Genomic DNA, 18,210 nt, shown 5'->3' with positions numbered 1-18,210 from the left:
CACTCAATTAGGCACATTCATGGCAGAGCAAAACACGTTGTATATCGCCATGCTGACGGATGTTGGCGCGGCGCAGCAGGCCAAGGCGATCGCAAGCGGTACGCCTTGGAACATCACTCATATGGGCGTGGGTGACGGTAATGGCGTCACACCGATTCCGTCCAAGCTGCAGAAAAAGCTGATCAACGAGAACGTGCGCCTCAAGCTCAACCGCCTGACTGTGCGGGCCGATCGGCCGGTGATCAGCGCCGAGTTGATCCTGCCGTCCGATATCGGTGGTTGGTGGGTGCGTGAGGTCGGCTTGTATGACTCCACCGGCGCACTGGTGGCGGTGGCCAGCTACCCGCCGACCTACAAGCCGACACTGGCTCAGGGCACCGGGCGCACCCAAGGTATCCGCCTGCAGATCCTTGTCAGCAGCACGGCCAATATAACGATTCAAGACGACCCGACGCTGGTCACGGCGACCCTGTCGACAGTGCGTGAAGAAATCACCAAGGGCAATGCCAACTCGGCAAACAAGCTGTATGCCGGCAGGTTTCTAACCTACAAAGGTGCGGTGACGGGGCAGGGTTTTTTCGACGGCAGTGGCGACATTGATATCCCGATGACTCTTGCTGACTCGGGTGTGGCGGCGGGGACTTACAGCAAGGTCACGGTCAACGCCAAGGGGCTGGTGACTGGCGCCCAGTCGCTGATTCAGGGGGATATTCCGGCGCTGGATGCCAGCAAGATTACCACCGGTACCTTGAGCCGCCCGACCTCGGCCAACGCCGGTACGGCGACCAAGCTGCAGACCGGCCGGACGTTGACCTTCAGCGGCGCCGCCACGGGCCAGGGCTGGTTCGACGGCAGTGGCGACCTCAACATTAATCTGGCTCTGGCTGCATTGGATGCCAGCAAATTGACCAGCGGCATTTTGCCTGTTGCTCGCGGGGGCACGGGCGGCGGTACACCGGCCGAAGCTCGAGCAGGTATCGGCGCGGGTGTGCCGTCCAGTTTCTACCACGACCCGACGGGTTTCTGGTGGGACAAGGACACCGGTTTTTTCGTGCAGTGGGGCAGCCGATGGATGGGGGACTTGCCCGGTGGCATGGTGAACGCAAAGGTTGTTTTTACTTATCCGTTCGATACCAAGCCTTTTATCGTTCTTCCGGTGGTTACGCAGTATCCCGGCGGTGTTGTTTCGTCCGCGTCGGTTACCTGTGCGCTGAACGAACAAAACATTACAGCCACGGAGTGCCTGCTGAGCTTCACAGAATATACCCCTCTGGTTCAGCAGTTCGGCTTTCGCTGGATCGCAGTCGGGTATCGCGTTACACCGATGTAAACACAGGTTTCAACGCAGTACCGCAACCGCCAATAGGGCGGTTTTTTCGTTTCTATGGAGAACATCATGAGTCTTACCGACTTCTTTCACGGCATTACCGTGTCGCTGGTCGAGACCGGCGCCCGTGTCATCGCGCTGCCTTCGTCCTCGATCATTGGTCTGGTCGATACCTTCACCCCGGGGCTGGGCCTGGTGGCGTCCAACGTGCCCACCTTGCTGACCCGTGAGAGCGAAGCGGTGGCCGCGTTCGGTGCTGACTCGGCCATCACCCGGGCGTGCAAGGCGATTTTTAACCAGTCGGCGGCCGCGATCGTGGCCGTGGGTGTGCCGGCAGATACCGAGGCGGCCGTGCTGACCAGTGCCGTGATTGGTGGCGTGTCGGCCGATGGCACGCGTACCGGCCTCCAGGCGCTGCTCGATGGCAAGAGCCTGTTCAACCTGCAGCCGCGGCTGGTCATTGCGCCCAAGCACAGCGCCACGGAAGCGGTGGCCACCGCGATGGACGTACTGGCCGGCAAGCTCAAGGCAATCGGCATCATCGATGGCCCGAACACCACAGACGAGGCGGCGATTGCCTACGCCGAAAACTTCGGTTCCAAGCGCCTGTTTATGGTTGATCCGGCGGTCAAGCAGTGGAGCACAGCGCTCAACGGCGACGTGTCGGTGCCAGGTTCTGCGATCGCTGCAGGCCTGTTCGCGCAGACCGATTCGCGCTTTGGTTTCTGGTCGTCGCCGTCGAACAAAGAAATTGTCGGCATCACCGGCACGGTGCGCCCGGTCGAGTACCTGGACGGTGACAAGACCTGCCGCGCCAACCTGCTCAACGGCGCCAATATCACCACCATCATCCGCGACGGCGGCTACCGCCTGTGGGGCAACCGCACGCTGTCGAGTGATGCCAAGTGGGCCTTTGTCACCCGCGTGCGTACCACCGACATGGTCATGGAAGCCATTCAGACGGGCATGAAATGGGCCGTCGACCGGGGTATTACCAAGACCTACGTCAAGGATGTGACCGAGACGATCAACGCCTTTATGCGGGATCTGAAAGCCCAAGGTGCGGTGATCAATTTTGAGGTTTATCCCGACCTAGAGAAGACCACGGCCACGCAGATCGAGCAGGGCAAGGTGTACTGGACCATCCGCTTTACCGATGTGCCGCCGGCGGAAAACCCGATTTTCCAAGTTGAAGTCACTAACCAGTGGCTGACCGAAGTTCTGGAAGCCTAAGGAGGCATTCAATGATTCCGCAAACCCTGTTTAACACCAACATGTTTATCGGTGGCCAAAGCCTGCAGGGCGACGTCCCCAGCCTGAGCCTGCCCAAGGTCACGGTGAAAACCGAGGAATATCGCGGTGGCGGCATGGATGCCCCGGTGGCGATGGACATGGGGTTGGAAAAGCTGGAGGCCAGCTTTGCCACCAACGGTGTGCGCCGTGAGGTGCTGAAGTACTTCGGCGCCTTTGACCAGACCGGTTTCAACGCTTCGTTCCGCGGTGCCTTCAAGGGCCAGAAAGGTGCGACCACCGGCGTGGTGGCCACCTTGCGTGGCGGCCTGCGTGAAGTCGACCCTGGCGAGTGGTCGGCCGGTTCCAAGGCCGAGTTCAAGTACGCCGTGGACGTCACCTACTACAAGCTCGAAATCGACGGGCGTGTGATGTTTGAAATCGATCCGATCAACTGCGTGCGCGTCATTGATGGCGTGGACCAACTCGCTGACGTGCGTAACGCCCTGGGCCTTTAAGGAGCAATGAACATGACCACTACCAAGAAACTGCCAAGCTGGCTGGAACTGACGGCCGAAGGTGCAACCATCACCTTGCGCAAACCGACCGAGATCAACCAGATCCAAGTCGATCGGATCAGCCTGCGTGCCCCCACGGTCAAGGATGTACAGCAAGCCACCGTCCAGTCCTGCGGTGATGCGGAGAAGCGTGAACTGATCTTGTTTGCCTCTCTCACGGGGTCGGGCGACAAGGACATTAGCGCCATGACCATCGTCGACTACAACCGCCTGCAGGCCGGCTATTTTCGCCTGGTCGAAGATGATGAACCTTACACCTACCACGATTAAAGCGGCGGCCAAGTACCTGGCCCGGGAGTTTCATTTCTCGGCCAGCGAGATCGAGGCGATGCCGTTTAACCGCATGCTGTGGTGGCTCACGGATTGAGCTGCTTCCTCCGCTACACGTAACAGGGCACTCCTATGGCAAACAACATGTCGCTCGGCCTGGTGATCGGCGGGGCGGTGAGCTCGACCGTGGGCGCTGCATTCAAGGATGTGGAAAGCCGCGTCAAAAAGCTCAGTGAGCAAGGCAAGAAAGCCCGGGTACTACAAAGCACGATCGGCGAAACCATGCGTCTACGGGACGAGTGGAGAAAGGCTCACGCTGCCGGTGAAAAAGGGGCTGCTGCCCTGCTTGGTAGGCTGGAAAAAAATATCAACGTCCTGCGCAAGGAAGGCGTGGAAGTCAGTCGGCTGGCCAAGGAATACGACCGCCTTGGCCGCGCCGGCCGCAGTGCTGAACTGAAGGCCAAAGGCTTTGGCCAGATCGATCAGGGCAAGCAGCAGGTGCGCGCCGGGGTTGCGCAGGGGGTGGTGGCCACCGGCATGGTGGCTGTGACGGCCAAGGTTAGCGCCGACTATCAGGCGATCATCCGGGATATTGCGATCAAGGCCGGCGTGGCCCGATCGGCGCAAGAGGCCGACATGTCGCGCAGCATCATCGCCACGTCGAACGATATCGGCATGGGTCGCAATGAAGTGGCCGATGTGGTCAACCAGTTGGTCGGCGCGGGGATGGAGCTGAAGCAGGCGATGGAGTTTGCGCCGGTGGCGGCCAAGTTCGTCGTGGGGCAGGGTTCCAGCGGCGTCGACACCGCCAAGATGATCCAGGCGCTGCAGAGTAACGCCAATATCACCGACCCGAAGGTGCTGGAAAAGGCGCTGGAAGCGGTAGCGTTTCAAGGGCAGGCGGGCAGCTTTGAAGCCAGCGACATGGCGCGTTGGTTTCCGCAGTTGTTGGCGAGCATGCAGAAACAGGGCATCACCGGCATGGACGCCGTGACGCAGTTGGGCGCGATGCTCCAGGTGCAGATGAAAACTGCCGGCACCTCCGACGAGGCGGCCAACAACCTCAAAAACTGGATGGAGAAAATCGGCTCCGGCGAAGTAGTGGATGCCTACAAGAAGGCCGGCATTGATTATCAGGGCTCGCTCAACACCGGTATTCAGGGAGGCATGTCCACGCTGGAGGCCAGTTTCGGGTTGGCCAAGCGTTACATCGAAGCCACCGACCCGAAGAAAGCCGCCAAGATGGCCGAGGCCACGGCCCAGATTAGTAAGGAAGCGAATCCGGAAAAGGCCAAGGCCATGCTCAGCAGCCTGGAGCAGGCTTTGCGCACCGGCGATATCTTTGCCGACATGCAGGTTAAGTCAGCACTGACCGCCTATGTGCAGAACAAGGCGCTGTACGAGCAGCTTAAAAACGAGGCGTCCGGAGCCTCTGGGATCTTGGACAAAAACCTGTCGGAACGGCGCGACACCTCATCGCAAAAATGGGCCGAGACGATTCAGGCCGGCAATGACGCAATGCGCAGCGTGGGCGATGCCATTCGTCCGGTCACGGATGCAGTTGCCACCGGGCTGACTACGGTGGTCAAGGGCTTCACCAAACTGTCAGATGAATCGCCCAATCTGGTTGCGGGCATTACAGCTTTGGCCGCCGGGGCCAGTGTTTTGACCAGTTTGCTGGGTGCGTTCAAAATCGGCCGGGGTCTAGTCAATCTGGCCCGGGGCGGGTTGGGCGGTGGCGGCGGTGCAGGTCGTGCCGGTGTGCAGTCGGTCTTTGTCACCAACGCCAAGGAGGTGCTGGGCGGTTCTGACGGCGGCGATGAGAAGGGTGATGCAGTCAAATCGCTGGTCTCGTCGGGACTCAATGCGCTGCTGGGTCGCAAAGACGAGGAAGGTGAGGGCGCCCCCGATACCAAGCTAGACCCAGTCGAGACCGGTCTGAAGCTGCTCGATGTGATTCGTGAAGCCAAGGGCGGTGAAGACGGTGAAAGCTCCGAGCCGCAAAAAGTCTTTGTGGTCAACGCCCGGGATATCGGCGGCGGCCTGGGTAGCGGTCGCGGTGGACGTCGATCGCGGCGCCGAGGGCCGCCACGCCCGCCGGCGCCGCCACCTGTGCCGCCGCGTTTGGGCGCTCGGTTGATGAATGCCGTGGGCACTATCAGTAAGGCCGGGAAAGCCATTCCGGCCGGCACGGTGTTTGAGGCTGGTATCAAGGCTTTCGACACTTACACCACAGCAAAGACAGCCCAAGAAAAGGCCGAAGGCTACGGCGGTGCGGCCGGTGGTTTGGCTGGGTCGGTAGCCGGTGCTGCAGCGGGCGCCGCGATTGGTTCCGTGGTGCCGATCATTGGCACGGCGGTGGGCGGTCTGGTCGGCGCGTTCCTGGGGGGCATGGGCGGCGATACCGTGGGCGGCATGTTTGGCAAAACGTCGTTTGCCAAGTCGCTGTTCGGCAATGATGCGGAGCCGGGGGATGTGGTGCGCTCGATGTCGGCTCGGTCCGGCCGATCAGAATCCCAGCCGCCGTTGATGCTCAAGCTCGATCCCAAGCCAGCAATGGTCGATCAGAAAATCACCTTCGCCCCGCATATGCCCATCACGGTGCAGGGGGATGTGAAAGACCCGGCCGACCTGATGCGTCAGTTACAACCCATGATGCAGGGTCAGTTGAATGACTTCGCCCGCCAGTTGGAAGACAACGCCCGCCGGGCCAATGACCGCAAGTTATACGACGCCCCACATACCGGGTAAGGAGGTGATATGGCTTACATGGAACAGATGCAAAGCACGCTCAGCTACTTGGCCACGGCCGGGGAGGCTGGGCGGCGAAGTCTGGATGGGATGATGGGCCCGGTAAACGGGGCGATCAGTGAAATCACCGGCGCCGCGTCGGAGCTGGAGACCCTTCCGGTGATTGGCCCGTTGGTTGGGGAAAAGCTGCAGCGGGTCATGCGCGGTATCAGCGCCGCACAGTCCAAGGTGGGTTCGGTGATCGCGGTTTATAACCAAGCCACCCGCGCGGCTTCGCAGATCGAGCAGCGTCTGGGAGTATTTAGCGAGCAGGCCACCCGGGCTAAAAATGCGATCAACCAGATTGCGGGCAAGATCAATCCCGCGCTGGGCAACATCCTGCCCACCAGCGTGTTTGCGACTGATACCACCCCGGCCGTGGAGGCGGTTAAGCCGTTTCCGCACCTGCTGATTTTGCAGCCGCACAAGCATGAGGCGCCGCCGTACTACTTCAACCTGGACACGGCGGCCTTTGAGGAACTGAACCGGCAAAGCGGTTTCCGCTGGGCCTCGCAAGAGCGCCTGGTGCGTCGGCCGGCACAGCAGGCGGTGGGCATGGGCGACGATAAAATCACCCTCAAAGGTTCGATCTTTCCCGGGCACCGGGGCGGCCTCAAGCAACTGGACACCCTGCGCAGCATTGGTGGGTTGTTGGTGCCTCTGGGGCTGACCACGGGCTATGGCTACGTCCTGGGGGATTGGTGCCTGACCTCGATCACCGAGGATCAGAGCGCGTTCCTGCAGGGCGGAATTCCCCGCAAACAGGGCTTTAGTTTGGAGTTCGTCCGATATGGCGAGGACCTGCAGAACGCTTGACGGCGACAAGCTCTACACCATTTGTCACAACGCCTATGGCCACCTCAACGGCAGCGTGGAGGCGGTGCTGGAAGCCAACCCCGGGCTGGCCGCTGAGCCGGAGCCGTATCGTGGTGGTGTGCTGATCGTGTTGCCGGACTTGGCGCTGGCCAGCGATGAGCAGGCCGTCCAGCTCTGGAGCTGAAAAACCCTTGAGCCCCGCCTTTGTGCGGGGCTTTTTGTTGGAGCTAGATATGACACCCGTTTTTCGCATCGTCGCCGATGGCAGCGACATCACCCGCATGATCAACGACCGGCTGTTGTTGCTGCGCACCTCGGACAAACCCGGGATGGAGTCGGACGAGTTTGAGTTGCGCATTGACGACCGCGACAGCGCCGTGACGTTGCCGTCTCGCGGTGCCAGCATCGAAATCTATCTGGGCTATGCCGGGTCGACCTTGTCCCGGGAGGGCCGCTATGTGGTCGATGAGGTCGAAGTCTCCGGCCCGCCGGACACGCTGGTGATACGCGGCAAGGCCAGCGACATGCGCGGCAGCGGCAAGACCACCCGAAGCGGCAGTTGGGAGGGCGACACCCTGGCCACCATCGTCAGCACCGTGGCCCGGCGTAACGGCTGGGAGCCGGCCTGTACGGTGGCCACGATCGTACCCCGGGCTGACCAGTTGGGTGAATCAGACTTTAACTTTATTACCCGCTTGGCCCGGCTGCATGACTGCACGGCCAAGGTCGCTGACGGCAAATTGATCGTTATACCGCGTCAGGGCGGTGTCACGGCCAGCGGCAAGACGCTGGGCGTCGTGACCATCAACAAAACGGACGTCAGCCGCTACAGCTTTCGGTTGGGCGATCGCTCGACCCACAAGGCTGTGAGCACCAAGTACCAGGACAAGGCTACCGGCAAACTGGCGGTGGTGAATTTGAACAACGACGACGCCCCGGACGGCCTGCCGCCGGTGCATACCGATCGGCATATCCACCCGAACAAGACCGCCGCCGAGCAGGCCGCAAAAGCGCGTTTGGCCGCGTTCAACCGCTCCACGGCCGGTGTACGGCTGGAGATGCCCGGGCGCTCGGATCTGTTCGCAGAACGGATGATCAACGCACAGGGTTTCAAGGACGGGCTCGATGGTGAGTATCTGGTGGACTCCCGGGAGCAGGTATTCACCCAGTCGGGCTGGTCGACGACGATCGAGTGCAACGCCGGCAAGAAGGGCAAGGCCAAGGTCAAAGGCAAGAAGCCTGAGAAGACCCTGAAAATCGTTCAACTCTAACCCGAAAATCCCCACCCCCGGCCCGCCTTGTGCGGGCTTTTTCGTAAGGGCAACTTATGTCGATTACCACGCAACAACTGCTGCAGATTCTCCCCAACGCCGGCCCAGTTGCCGGCGTTTTTGTGCCGCTGCTGAACACCGCTATGGTGCGTTACCAGATCATTGGTCCGAAGCGCGTAGCCGCGTTTATCGCGCAGATTGGCCATGAGTCTGGCCAGCTCAAATACGTCAAAGAAATCTGGGGGCCAACGGCTGCCCAAGCCAGATACGAAGATCGCAAAGACCTGGGCAATACCGTAGTAGGCGACGGCTCCAAGTACCGAGGGCGTGGCCTGATCCAGATCACCGGCCGTGCGAACTACATGGCGTGCGGCGAAGGGCTGGGCCTTGATCTGATCAAGCAGCCCGAACTGCTGGAGAAACCACAGCACGCCTGCATGTCGGCGGCATGGTTCTGGGCGACCAAAGGCCTGAGCACACTGGCCGACGCGGGCCAGTTCGACAAGATCACCCGGCGCATCAACGGTGGCCAGAATGGCGCAGTCGATCGGCAGACGCTGTACGCCCGGGCGCTCAAGGTGTTGGCGTGAAGATCGATGCGGTGAAGTGGGGCGGGGTGCTGCTGATCACCCTGGCCCTGATGGCTGGCAGTGCGTGGGCCGCATGGACGTGGCAGGCCAACGCCTACGGCCAGCAACTGGCTGCTAAGGAAGCTGCATACCAAACCGAACGCACCCATCTGGCCAATGCCAACGCCGCACATATTCTGGCAGAGCGGGGCAAGCGCCTCGCCCTGGAGCAATGGCTGGCAGTCAGCGACCAATCCCATTACCGAGCCCTGACCGATGAAAAACCAAACAGGCACGCCTGCGTGATCGCCTTGCTACTGCTGATCTGCGGTTGTCAGTCCAGCTCGACGCCGCCGCAACTGGTTATGACGCAGTGCAAGCCACCACCCGCACCGGCGGCGTGGTTTATGGCGCCCATAGCGCCAGACTTGACCCTGCGCATGCTCAACGAATTATCGGAATCACCGGCGACGGCGATCAAGGACTGATCGCGCTGCAGGCCTGCCAGGCCTACGCCAAAGAAGTATCAGGCACGAAATAAAAGGAGCGGCCAAAGCTGGATGCGTCAACATCCAGCCCGGCCACCAAACCCGCAGATCAGTCCTGCAAGCCCAGTCAAGGCTCCTGCTTCGTGCACAAAGCGGAGCGAGCCTAACACCTGTTTATCCATACAGTAAAGGTCTTGCATATTATGTCTTCTCCCATCATTCCTTGGATGGGCGGCAAACGCCGCCTGGCCGACCGCCTTATCCCCCTGTTCCCACCCCACGAATGCTATGTCGAAATCTTCGCCGGCGGAGGGGCGCTGTACTTCCTGCGCCCACAGCCTGCCCCGGTCGAAGTGCTTAACGACATCAACGGCGACCTGGTGACCCTGTACCGCGTGGTGCAGAACCACTTGGAAGAATTCGTGCGCCAGTTCAAATGGGCTCTCAGCTCACGGCAGATTTTCGAGTGGCAGAAAATGACTCGCCCGGAAACCCTGACCGACATCCAGCGCGCCGCTCGGTTCTTCTACCTTCAGCACCATGCCTTTGGTGGCAAGGTCTCAGGTCAGAGCTTCGGCACCGCAACAACTGCTCCTGCAATCAACCTGCTGCGGATTGAAGAAAACCTTTCTGCAGCTTGGCAGCGTCTATCCGGCACCTACGTCGAAAACCTGCCCTGGCTTGAGTGCGCAGAGCGTTACGACCGGCCGCACACCTTCCATTACATGGACCCACCTTACTGGCAGACTGCTGGCTACGGCGTGGATTTCCCGTTTGAGAACTACGAGCGGATGGCTGACTTTATGCGGCGCTGCAAAGGCAAGGTGATGGTCAGTATTAACGATCACCCGGACATTCGGCGGGTGTTTGAGGGGTTTCATTTTGAGACGACCGAGATTCGGTACACGACCGCGAATCAGCGGCAGGGGAAGGCTGAGGTGACGGGGGAGTTGATTGTGATGAGCTGGGTGCCGAGTGATCTGGGAGGGCTTTTTTAGTAAAGCCTGATCGTGATCGGATTCTTGGCTACGTTAGAGCGATGATTGATTTTTCCAGAGTGATTTATTCTGAATATGTCAGATACACCCTATATCCACATGGACGATTTAGCATGTCGAGAAGGGCTACAATCGGTCATAGGCGGTCATTGTGTATCTATAAAGTCCGGGGCATCCACCATACCCACCTACCTGGTCCGAAGCAGAGTCCAAAGGACAGTAACGAATTCATGGGACTCTCGATGAAAGCTCGAAAACCGGTAGTCACATTGCAGGGTATAACCTTATGAGTTTATAGGCGTGAATCCACGCCTATAAAATTTAACTGCGAGCTGAATTCAGAGCTTCAAAGTGGTATTTGTCTGACTCAAGCAAGGTCATTAAGTCAGATATTGCACCTTCAATATCGCATAGAAGATCGCTATTACTAGCCATCCTTTCAATAGTGTTTCCATGGCTGAAGAAGTGAAATACTTTTAGCAGTCTCTTGGACTTTTCATTGCCGAATAACTTGTCAGCGCGTTCGTCAACTGTTGCGTTTCCGGGGATTTTTGAGTAGGTGTATAGTTCAAGGAATCTACGGACAGCGTTAGGGAGTAGCATAAGAACTTCAAAGTTGGATTTGTCGTTGCTTTCATGGAAGTCACGCATGATTGAATATAGGAAGTGGTATTCAGACTTATAAAGTAGTAATGACTTCGGCATGTTTGAAATTGTTGATGTTGTTGGTGTTGTTTTTTTGATTAAGTAGTTGCTTGATGCGGTGCTCCCTGTGAGCTTGAGCTCCTTTACTAAGTACAAGAACTCAAAGTTGTGCGTTGATAAAAATAATTGCTTGCAACGCGTATGTGTTTGTCCTGAGACTTCGTCCTTAAGGAAAAAGACTTCTTTGATTATGGCAACTACTTGAAATATGTGGTTGCTATCGAGGCTGGAAATAGGGTCGTCTATGTATACAACTGCATCGCTTAGATGTTCTAGTTCATCAAGTTTGGTTAAGAAAAAGCTAAAGGCAATTGCTGTTTTCTCTCCCTCGCTTAAATGCTTCGCTATTTGTCCATCTCGTCTAACTAACTGGAATCGCTCTTCGTCCCCAGCTCTGATAATGTTTATCTGTACACAGTTGCCACCTAGAAGACTTTCAATTCGGCTGTTGATTTTTTCTCGCCCTAATTGAGCCTTACTTATTAAAGCTCTAAGTTCAGCGATTTTGCCATTTAGTCGCTGTGCCAGTTCGCCGTATTTTTTCTCATGGCGTGTGAGCAAGGATTGCATAGTATCGTATGCATCATAGTCTTGGATTTTTAAGAAATCTGAGACTAAATGTTTGCGAGTGCGCTCTATCGCTTCTAATTTTCTACTGCTGAATTCAATATTTAAAGTGTTGTTTTCTGTGATTATTTCATTCAGCTGGGTGCAAGCTTTGTTTAGGGTTTTTAGGGATGATCCAATAATTGAAAAGAGTGTTGGTTCGTCTAGGGTTCGTGGGGAAAAAGGTTCGTTGAGTTTTTTATCGACTTCCGCTGAAAGGACTCCAAGGTGCCAGTTGTAGTCGGTAATCGCTGTATCGATCTGCAAGTAGATTGCTGAAAACTTTGTTCGGAATTGAGAGTTGAATTCTATTTCTTTAATTTGAGGGGGTGATATTTTAGCGTTGGCGATCTTTGATTTTAAATTCCGTAGTTCTTGTTTGTGGTCGCCAAGCTCTTTGGAGAAATGATTTATAAGTTCCTTATATCGGGCTTTGTCTAGAATCGAACCGCAGAACTCACAGTTATCGCCTTCTTTGTGAAGTGGTAAGCCACTTTCTACCCAGTTCTCAATGGCTGGGGAGTTTATTAGGTGTTCAATTGTATTGGTTAGGTCGGGTACGATTTTTAATGAGCTGGCAGTGGTTTTTGCTAGTGTGGAAAGTTGTAGGTTTAGAGAGCACAGGTTGATGTCAGGTAGTTGGTCCGTGTTCGATGTTAGTGCGAGTTTTAAGTTGCTTTCAAGGTCTTCATCGCCTAATGTGTAGTTTTCACTTGATGTCCGTATGGCAGCGATATCCTTGTCCAGTTGAATTGAGCCGTAGACGCTGATTATGCCTAGCTGTTTTTTTATTGCGGCAGAAGTGTCTGTTTTAGATTTGTCAAATTTACGTTTCCTTTCATCTCGTAGCGCTTTGGTTCCTGTTTGTTTTAGGTCGAGTCTTTCAGTGTGAAGGTTAAGTTTGTCGATTTCTGTTTGTGCAGCTTCAGTTTCTTTTCCAAGCAAAAGAATGGGTTTGAAAGGGCTGCCTGTAAAATTTAAGTTGTTAGTAACAAAGTCAGCATTAAATACTCTCACTTCCAGCTTTGATGTGAGGTAGTTTTTCTCAGTTATAGGACCGTCAGTAGAGTCAATCGTGAAGTTGAATGCCGGCAAATCATAGTTTGTGGCTTTTTGCTCAATCATTGCAAAAATACGGGAGAGGGTTGTCTTGCCGGAATAGTTCCAGCCGAAGAAAATATTTCTGGTGCCGAAATTTTTTAAGTCTATAGGGGGCGAGTAATCGTCATAAACGCCTAGACCTTTTATTTTGCTAATTTTTGTTAGCACAGCTGTCGCTCCCTGAGTGATGCTATTCAATAGCCGTATTTACTACTCAAATCTTTTCTAGCTGATGTCTAGTGTCCTAAAGGTGATGGCTAAACGCAATCATTTATGATGAAAATACAATTCATACAAAGAAATGTTCAAAATGCATTTATCCCCCTCCCGCCGACGGGCCTTGTGTGCTTTTTTGTGCAAATCCGGGTGTAGTGCAAACGAACCTGCAGCCCAGGCAGGCCGTGGAGATTTGCAGGGGATCGGCAATTGCACAGAATGCAAAGTTCTGCAGAGAAATGCAGCGCGGTTGCACAGCGGCACACTGCGCGGTCATCGCAGGAGTGGCGGCCAAGTGCTCGGATTCATTGGGCGAAAGATTTTAAAACACGGGTTTCGGTGTGTTTTCAAAAACGCGCGCAATCTTTTTGGTTCGGTATTGATGGTGTGTGCGGGAAAGGCTGAATTCCTTGCGCGCCATGACCGACTGGGCCTATAGCGTATCTGGTGGATTTCACGGGACTGCACACTGTCGATGATCAGGTTCACCATTGCTCGGGCAATTCGGGCTTGTCTAAAAAACATCTTGTTATTGCGATTGGCTCTCAAGTATAGGGGGGTGTTTTCAAAATAACGATATTAGTAATAAGGGCTGATGGATAGGTCTGGAGGCCCCGTTTTAGTGGGCTTTTGGTATCACAAGGGAAGGTAATATGAAGCGATATGAAAAGTAATATTTCTTACCCATCCCCGGATTCATTAAGTTTAAAGAGTAGAAATATAGCATTATAGGAAGGTAATACTATCGCCTTCCTATCGCTCAAATATCGCTTTTTCCTGAAAGCGCTGGAAACCTTGGTCTGTAAGGACTGTAGCCATTTTTTGAAGGTGATATTACCAGTATTACTTTTTACAGATCACCACGAATTTGAGGATTGGCACGTATATGGGAGTGGGTACTAGGCTGTGTGGCTATTTGCGTCAGATCTCATGAAGCGGCCCCCAGATGGATGCGGTAAGGGATGTATAGAGCTACAGGCATAGAAAATAGTGGAGCGGGTGGCGGGAATCGAATCCGCGTGATCAATTTGGGAAGCTCTCACTAGGCTTCGCTAGATCTTAGTGTGCTGTCTCGAAATAAACGTCCCTGTGACGTAGCCATATGTATCTGTTTTTCATGGGGAAATTCACCAGTAGGAAATGACTTTATTCTGAGACAGTACACTAGGATACTGAGGAGGGCGGTGAAGTGGCAGAACTGGGAAGTAGATGACTTCCCAGATAATCATTGAAATGGCGACCGTATTTCTTTACCGGTCGCCGGGGGGTTATTGAGACTCAGTCAAATAGAAATTGTGATCTAGATCGATGAAAACCAAATAAAATGTATTTAAGTCATAGTCTGGGAATGTTTTGTTAGTCCTGTCTATATGTGAGCCAGGCACTGTGAAGCCAATTAATCGTGATAAGTTTTCCATTCTAAATCGACACCAGCTAACATCGTGGGGCACAAATTTCGGATGCTTGAAGTTGCTTTTTTTAGGGAATGTCTCGTAATCAGCAAGGATTTTTAGACCATGGCCTCCGCATCGCTGGTTGCGCCAGTAGTTTAATTCATTACGAGTGTACGCTTTGATCTTGTCAATTATATCTGTGAGCGCATCAGGGCGTAGCGCCGCGAAGCTTGAACCGTATTGTTGCGAATCGTCGAAAAATGAAAGATTGAACTTACATCTACCTTTTATATCGCTGTTTTCCAAGCTTACTGTCGGGAACTGTTCTATGAATTTCTTTTTGCGAGAATTGTTAGTGAATTTTTTCATAGCTTAGGAACACCGCCAAGCTTTCCATCTCGGTAAAGGCTTGAGATGGAACGGTCGTTTCGAATGATGTCGCCGGGTATTTCATCAAGTCGATAGCAGAAGCTTTCACAGTTTTCTTTGGATACAAGATAAGTCCGATATTTACCCAGATAGTCCATTATTTCAAGATTATGAGAAGTAAAGATAAATTGAGCGTTTTCGGGGTTGCTGCTTTCATTAATAAAAAGATCAAGGATTTGTGGAAGTAGATCAGGGTGATAGTTTGTATCAAATTCGTCCATGATTAAAACCCCGCCGCTAGTTAGCGCTCTCCAGTATTGGAATAGTCGACGGTAAAGTGCTCTAGTACCGTCAGACTCATCCCAGTAACTAAGCTTTTCCGACTTGGGGCCGTTCAAGTCGAAAGGATGTATGAACATTGGAAAGTAGCGAGGTTCGCCTTTTTCGTTTTCTGCTTGGAAAATTTCAACATTAGAGATCCCTAGATCGCAAGATCTAATGATCTTTTTTGCAAACTCAAACGCGCTCGGGTTCTTATGATAATACTCACTGATCTGGTTGTGGTCAAAGACGTAGCTGTCTTCCATTACCCCCATTGAGCTAACGTTTCCGCTGAAACGATTAAAAAAAGATTTTATATTCCGTAGGTCTTGCCCTATTTCTTTTATGTTGTACTGTAAAGCAGTATCCACTAGTGAGGCGTTACTTCGTAGTGTGATTAGGTCCAAATCGCTAAGCTCAGATATTCTGCTTTTCAGTTCATTATTTTTTCTTTCAACGATTAGCGTTTTTCGTGAGATTTTCTTGTAAATCGCTTCGCGAATCACTTTTTCCTTAGTGGTCGAAAGCTCATAGATGTAACGAATGCCATTGCTCTCAAAGTCTATATAAACATCAGTTGGTTTTTTGCTGTCGAAAAAAGGGTGAAGAAAAATATCTGCTTCGGGTGGCTGGTTGAAAGAGTTTGATATGAAGTAAGACAAAAATTGGAGGCACTTAAGGATATTTGTTTTTCCAGAAGCATTTCCGCCCTTGACCCCCAATATCGTAGAAAATTTTCTTGAATTGGATATGCTTTTTGGTACCTTTGAATTGAATTCAAGTGATATTTGAAAACCATCCTTAAAAGAAAAGTAATTATTAGCGCCGAAAGAGTAGATCATCTGAAGCTGTCCTTAAGTGAATATCGCGTCAATAATGTCGCGATCGCAGGATAAGGTATTGCGCGCACGATAGCTACACGTGAATTCGGTTCTTGTGTAGTCAACCCTGAGGCCCTCCTTCGGATTACAGAGCCATCTCCATGGTGTTGGGAGTCATTTGTCGGGCGAGTCGACAGGCATGGAGGCCTAGCTGCCTGTGAGCTCTTCACTCCGGTGCCATCAGCCCCGTTATCACTATGAGCCTTTGCTTATGGCTCTTGTGGGTAGTTAGTCGAGACCATCATCGATGGCTACGCTGAAGAGGCTGGATAGGGAGCATGCTAATAGTGCTCGGTCGGCAGGTAGTCGGTGGTGAGCAAAAAAGGTCGAGTGACTTTTCGAGTGACCTTGTTAACAGCGCTGTTGGGCGTTGTTGCAGCGTGCGCCAAGCACAAAGCCTTGAATTTAGATGCCTGTGGAGATTAAAACCCGTATGGGGTGCTAGGAGGCGAAGTAAATTATTTCGCCGAATGCTACCCCTCAGTGGGTAACAGCTAGACTGATCTCAATACTGAGAGGGTGAGTATTGATGAAGAGGACGATACTGGGAATGACCGAGGTTGGGGAGCCGCTGCTCCAGCAGGCTAGCGAAGCTATATGTCGCTATCGCGAAGCCGAATCAAGAGGATGCCCTCCAGAAGAGGTAGAGCGCCTGCGATTGCTGGCGGAATCGTTATACCAAGTAGTTACCGATTATCAGCTTCGAGCGCAGGGCGCTGTAACACCTACGTTGCATTAGAACTACAACCCGCAGCTTTCATCCATTCCACATTAGTGATGGATGGAAACTGAAAGGCGTTAAATTCGAGTTTTAGTGTCTGCCTAAATTTTTCAGCGGCTGGCCTATATCCTCATAGGATCAGAGCAGCCCTGCTTGGTTTTTTTGTCTAAGGATCTCGGCTAGTTCACTACAAGGGTATTGAGCTTGTCTACCCCAGAAAGGACAGTCATGGCAGTGGCTAAAAGCGCTGCAGTCTGTGAGGTCCTGGCTTGCTCCGCAGAGCCGACAACGCAACCTAAGGCCCTGAATGACCCAGTGACTGTTCCAAGTATCCAGAGTGTGGAAGGGCACTAACATCGCTAAGCAGTCCTTTTGTAACCAGTCACAGCGACTGAGTGGGCGTTAAAACCTGACAGTTAAAACAATAGTTCAAGTTCGTACAGATTGGTGTTGGTCGAGCAAAAAACCTGCCTGAGGGGGAACGGGTGACGGCGGTTTTGGGAGGGGATCGATGGGCGTGGGGAAGGAGAGCGCGTGCTATGAGACGCCGGGCTATCCAGGATCAGGTGATCAATACAGACTTCCAACCGTGTATGTCAGAAAAGTCCAGCTTGGATCTTTTGCTTCATAATCTCGGCTAATTCAGCGCAAGGGTATTGAGCTTGTCGTCCCCAAAGCGGACAGCCACGCTTATGGCTAAAAGCGCTACCGTCCGTGAGGTCCTGACTTGCTCCGCAGCGCCGGCACAGCAACCGGGGCCCCTCAAGAATCCATTGTTTGTTCCAAGCTTTCAACGGAAGGTAAGTCACGGACATTGCAAAGCCTCCTTCACTAACCAGCCACAGGGGCTGAATGAGCGTTAAGCCCTTACAATAAAAATATTAGTTCAACTCCCTACATCTCTGCTGTCCTGGGGGACAAAAATACCTGCGTGAGGAGCAGGGACGGATGCCGAATAGAGGGTCTCAGTGGGCGCATGGGAGCTGAGTGAACTTCGAGGGCGGCTCCGCAGCGATCAGTGACGATTGCGTTGCATGCTTCTCAGGCCTGTGTGGCTTGAGTGATAGTCTCTGGCCAAAGGCAGTAATCGGGCCTAAGAGTCCTGCAGGAGCTGCCTCACTGGGTACAAATTGGGTCGGCTTTAATACCCAGTGCGACTGCCGCCTTATGGGCCTTCCCGCGATACCCCTTCTTGACGCCTGATAAAACCTGATAAGTGGTGGCCGGATCAAGGTCATGCTGGCGAGCGAAATCCGAAATACTTATGCCGTTGGCACGCAGCCAATTTTTAGCCTCAGCCGGTGATTTTAGAGTGCCCATAGTTCAGGTCGAGATCGTTTGTGTTTGTTTAATTTAGTTTAGTTCATTTAGGACGCTCTGCGCCCAGACATAACTGCCGAAAGGTGGCTTGGAAGTACCTACGGAGCTAGCCCCGTGCCCCTAGATGTATAAAATCATATTGCGATCCGATTAGCCTCGCACGGTCCTGCCATGCTCGGCCAAAAACGGTCAATCCAAGCGTCTGCGAAAGCTGGGGCAATTCATCGACAGGATGCCGT

General features: G+C 53.7%; 16 protein-coding genes and 1 pseudogene. 13 read left to right on the top strand and 4 right to left on the bottom strand.

Annotated elements, in window-relative coordinates; translation table 11 throughout:
- Positions 1-19: 19 nt before the first annotated feature.
- The 12 genes and pseudogenes from N7D90_RS15005 (at position 20) to N7D90_RS14950 (ending at position 10,337) form a co-directional block, all read left to right on the top strand.
- The gene (locus N7D90_RS15005) at positions 20-1,330 is read left to right on the top strand and encodes a phage tail protein (RefSeq protein ID WP_261738757.1); all 1,311 of its coding nucleotides are present in this window, start codon (positions 20-22) and stop codon (positions 1,328-1,330) included.
- A 66-nt stretch (positions 1,331-1,396) separates the two neighbouring features.
- Positions 1,397-2,560: a phage tail sheath family protein gene (locus tag N7D90_RS15000; protein WP_261738756.1), complete on the top strand. Its 1,164-nt coding sequence runs from the start codon at positions 1,397-1,399 to the stop codon at positions 2,558-2,560.
- Positions 2,561-2,571: 11 nt separating this feature from the next.
- Positions 2,572-3,075 carry a phage major tail tube protein gene (locus N7D90_RS14995; protein WP_261738755.1) on the top strand — a complete coding sequence of 168 codons (504 nt, stop codon included), beginning with the start codon at positions 2,572-2,574 and terminating at the stop codon, positions 3,073-3,075.
- Positions 3,076-3,087: 12 nt separating this feature from the next.
- Complete coding sequence (locus tag N7D90_RS14990) at positions 3,088-3,405, top strand: phage tail assembly protein (RefSeq protein ID WP_159259391.1); 318 nt, start codon at positions 3,088-3,090, stop codon at positions 3,403-3,405.
- Positions 3,380-3,502, top strand: a complete 123-nt coding sequence (locus tag N7D90_RS14985) for a hypothetical protein (protein WP_254925087.1) — start codon at positions 3,380-3,382, stop codon at positions 3,500-3,502. The genes N7D90_RS14990 and N7D90_RS14985 overlap by 26 nt, the downstream gene beginning before the upstream one ends.
- Positions 3,503-3,537: 35 nt before the next feature.
- Positions 3,538-6,156, top strand: a complete 2,619-nt coding sequence (locus N7D90_RS14980; RefSeq protein WP_261738754.1) for a phage tail tape measure protein — start codon at positions 3,538-3,540, stop codon at positions 6,154-6,156.
- A 9-nt stretch (positions 6,157-6,165) separates the two neighbouring features.
- The gene (locus N7D90_RS14975; RefSeq protein WP_261738753.1) at positions 6,166-7,011 is read left to right on the top strand and encodes a phage tail protein; all 846 of its coding nucleotides are present in this window, start codon (positions 6,166-6,168) and stop codon (positions 7,009-7,011) included.
- Positions 6,986-7,195, top strand: coding sequence for a tail protein X (locus N7D90_RS14970; RefSeq protein ID WP_261738752.1), 210 nt, complete (start codon positions 6,986-6,988; stop codon positions 7,193-7,195). The genes N7D90_RS14975 and N7D90_RS14970 overlap by 26 nt, the downstream gene beginning before the upstream one ends.
- Positions 7,196-7,244: 49 nt before the next feature.
- Positions 7,245-8,282: a phage late control D family protein gene (locus N7D90_RS14965; protein WP_261738751.1), complete on the top strand. Its 1,038-nt coding sequence runs from the start codon at positions 7,245-7,247 to the stop codon at positions 8,280-8,282.
- A 56-nt stretch (positions 8,283-8,338) separates the two neighbouring features.
- A complete protein-coding gene (locus tag N7D90_RS14960) occupies positions 8,339-8,872 on the top strand; it encodes a glycoside hydrolase family 19 protein (RefSeq protein WP_261738750.1) in 534 nt (177 codons plus the stop codon).
- Positions 8,869-9,392: pseudogene (locus N7D90_RS14955) on the top strand (lysis protein). Before N7D90_RS14960 ends, N7D90_RS14955 begins: the two are co-directional and overlap by 4 nt.
- 150 nt (positions 9,393-9,542) lie before the next feature.
- Positions 9,543-10,337: a DNA adenine methylase gene (locus N7D90_RS14950; RefSeq protein ID WP_261738749.1), complete on the top strand. Its 795-nt coding sequence runs from the start codon at positions 9,543-9,545 to the stop codon at positions 10,335-10,337.
- Positions 10,338-10,658: 321 nt separating this feature from the next.
- Here the strand turns inward: N7D90_RS14950 and N7D90_RS14945 are convergent, their stop codons facing one another.
- From N7D90_RS14945 to N7D90_RS14935, 3 genes are all read right to left on the bottom strand, one after another.
- Positions 10,659-12,917 (bottom strand): AAA family ATPase, encoded by a 2,259-nt coding sequence (locus tag N7D90_RS14945; RefSeq protein ID WP_261738748.1) that lies wholly within the window; start codon positions 12,915-12,917, stop codon positions 10,659-10,661.
- 1,316 nt (positions 12,918-14,233) lie between these two features.
- Complete coding sequence (locus tag N7D90_RS14940; protein ID WP_261738747.1) at positions 14,234-14,728, bottom strand: hypothetical protein; 495 nt, start codon at positions 14,726-14,728, stop codon at positions 14,234-14,236.
- Entirely contained in the window at positions 14,725-15,891 is a 1,167-nt protein-coding gene (locus tag N7D90_RS14935) for an AAA family ATPase (protein ID WP_261738746.1), read from the bottom strand. The genes N7D90_RS14940 and N7D90_RS14935 overlap by 4 nt, the downstream gene beginning before the upstream one ends.
- 565 nt (positions 15,892-16,456) lie before the next feature.
- On the opposite strand from N7D90_RS14935, the gene N7D90_RS14930 reads away from it, so the two are divergent.
- Complete coding sequence (locus N7D90_RS14930) at positions 16,457-16,669, top strand: hypothetical protein (protein WP_261738745.1); 213 nt, start codon at positions 16,457-16,459, stop codon at positions 16,667-16,669.
- 1,098 nt (positions 16,670-17,767) lie between these two features.
- Here N7D90_RS14930 and N7D90_RS14925 read toward each other — a convergent pair.
- On the bottom strand, positions 17,768-17,971 hold the full coding sequence (locus N7D90_RS14925; RefSeq protein ID WP_261738744.1) for a DNA-binding protein: 204 nt from the start codon (positions 17,969-17,971) through the stop codon (positions 17,768-17,770).
- Positions 17,972-18,210: the final 239 nt, after the last annotated feature.

Origin of the sequence: Pseudomonas fragi, from assembly GCF_025426255.1 — a bacterium.
GTDB classification, from domain to species: Bacteria; Pseudomonadota; Gammaproteobacteria; order Pseudomonadales; family Pseudomonadaceae; genus Aquipseudomonas; species Aquipseudomonas kulmbachensis.
This window is presented reverse-complemented; position numbering and strand designations above follow the sequence as displayed.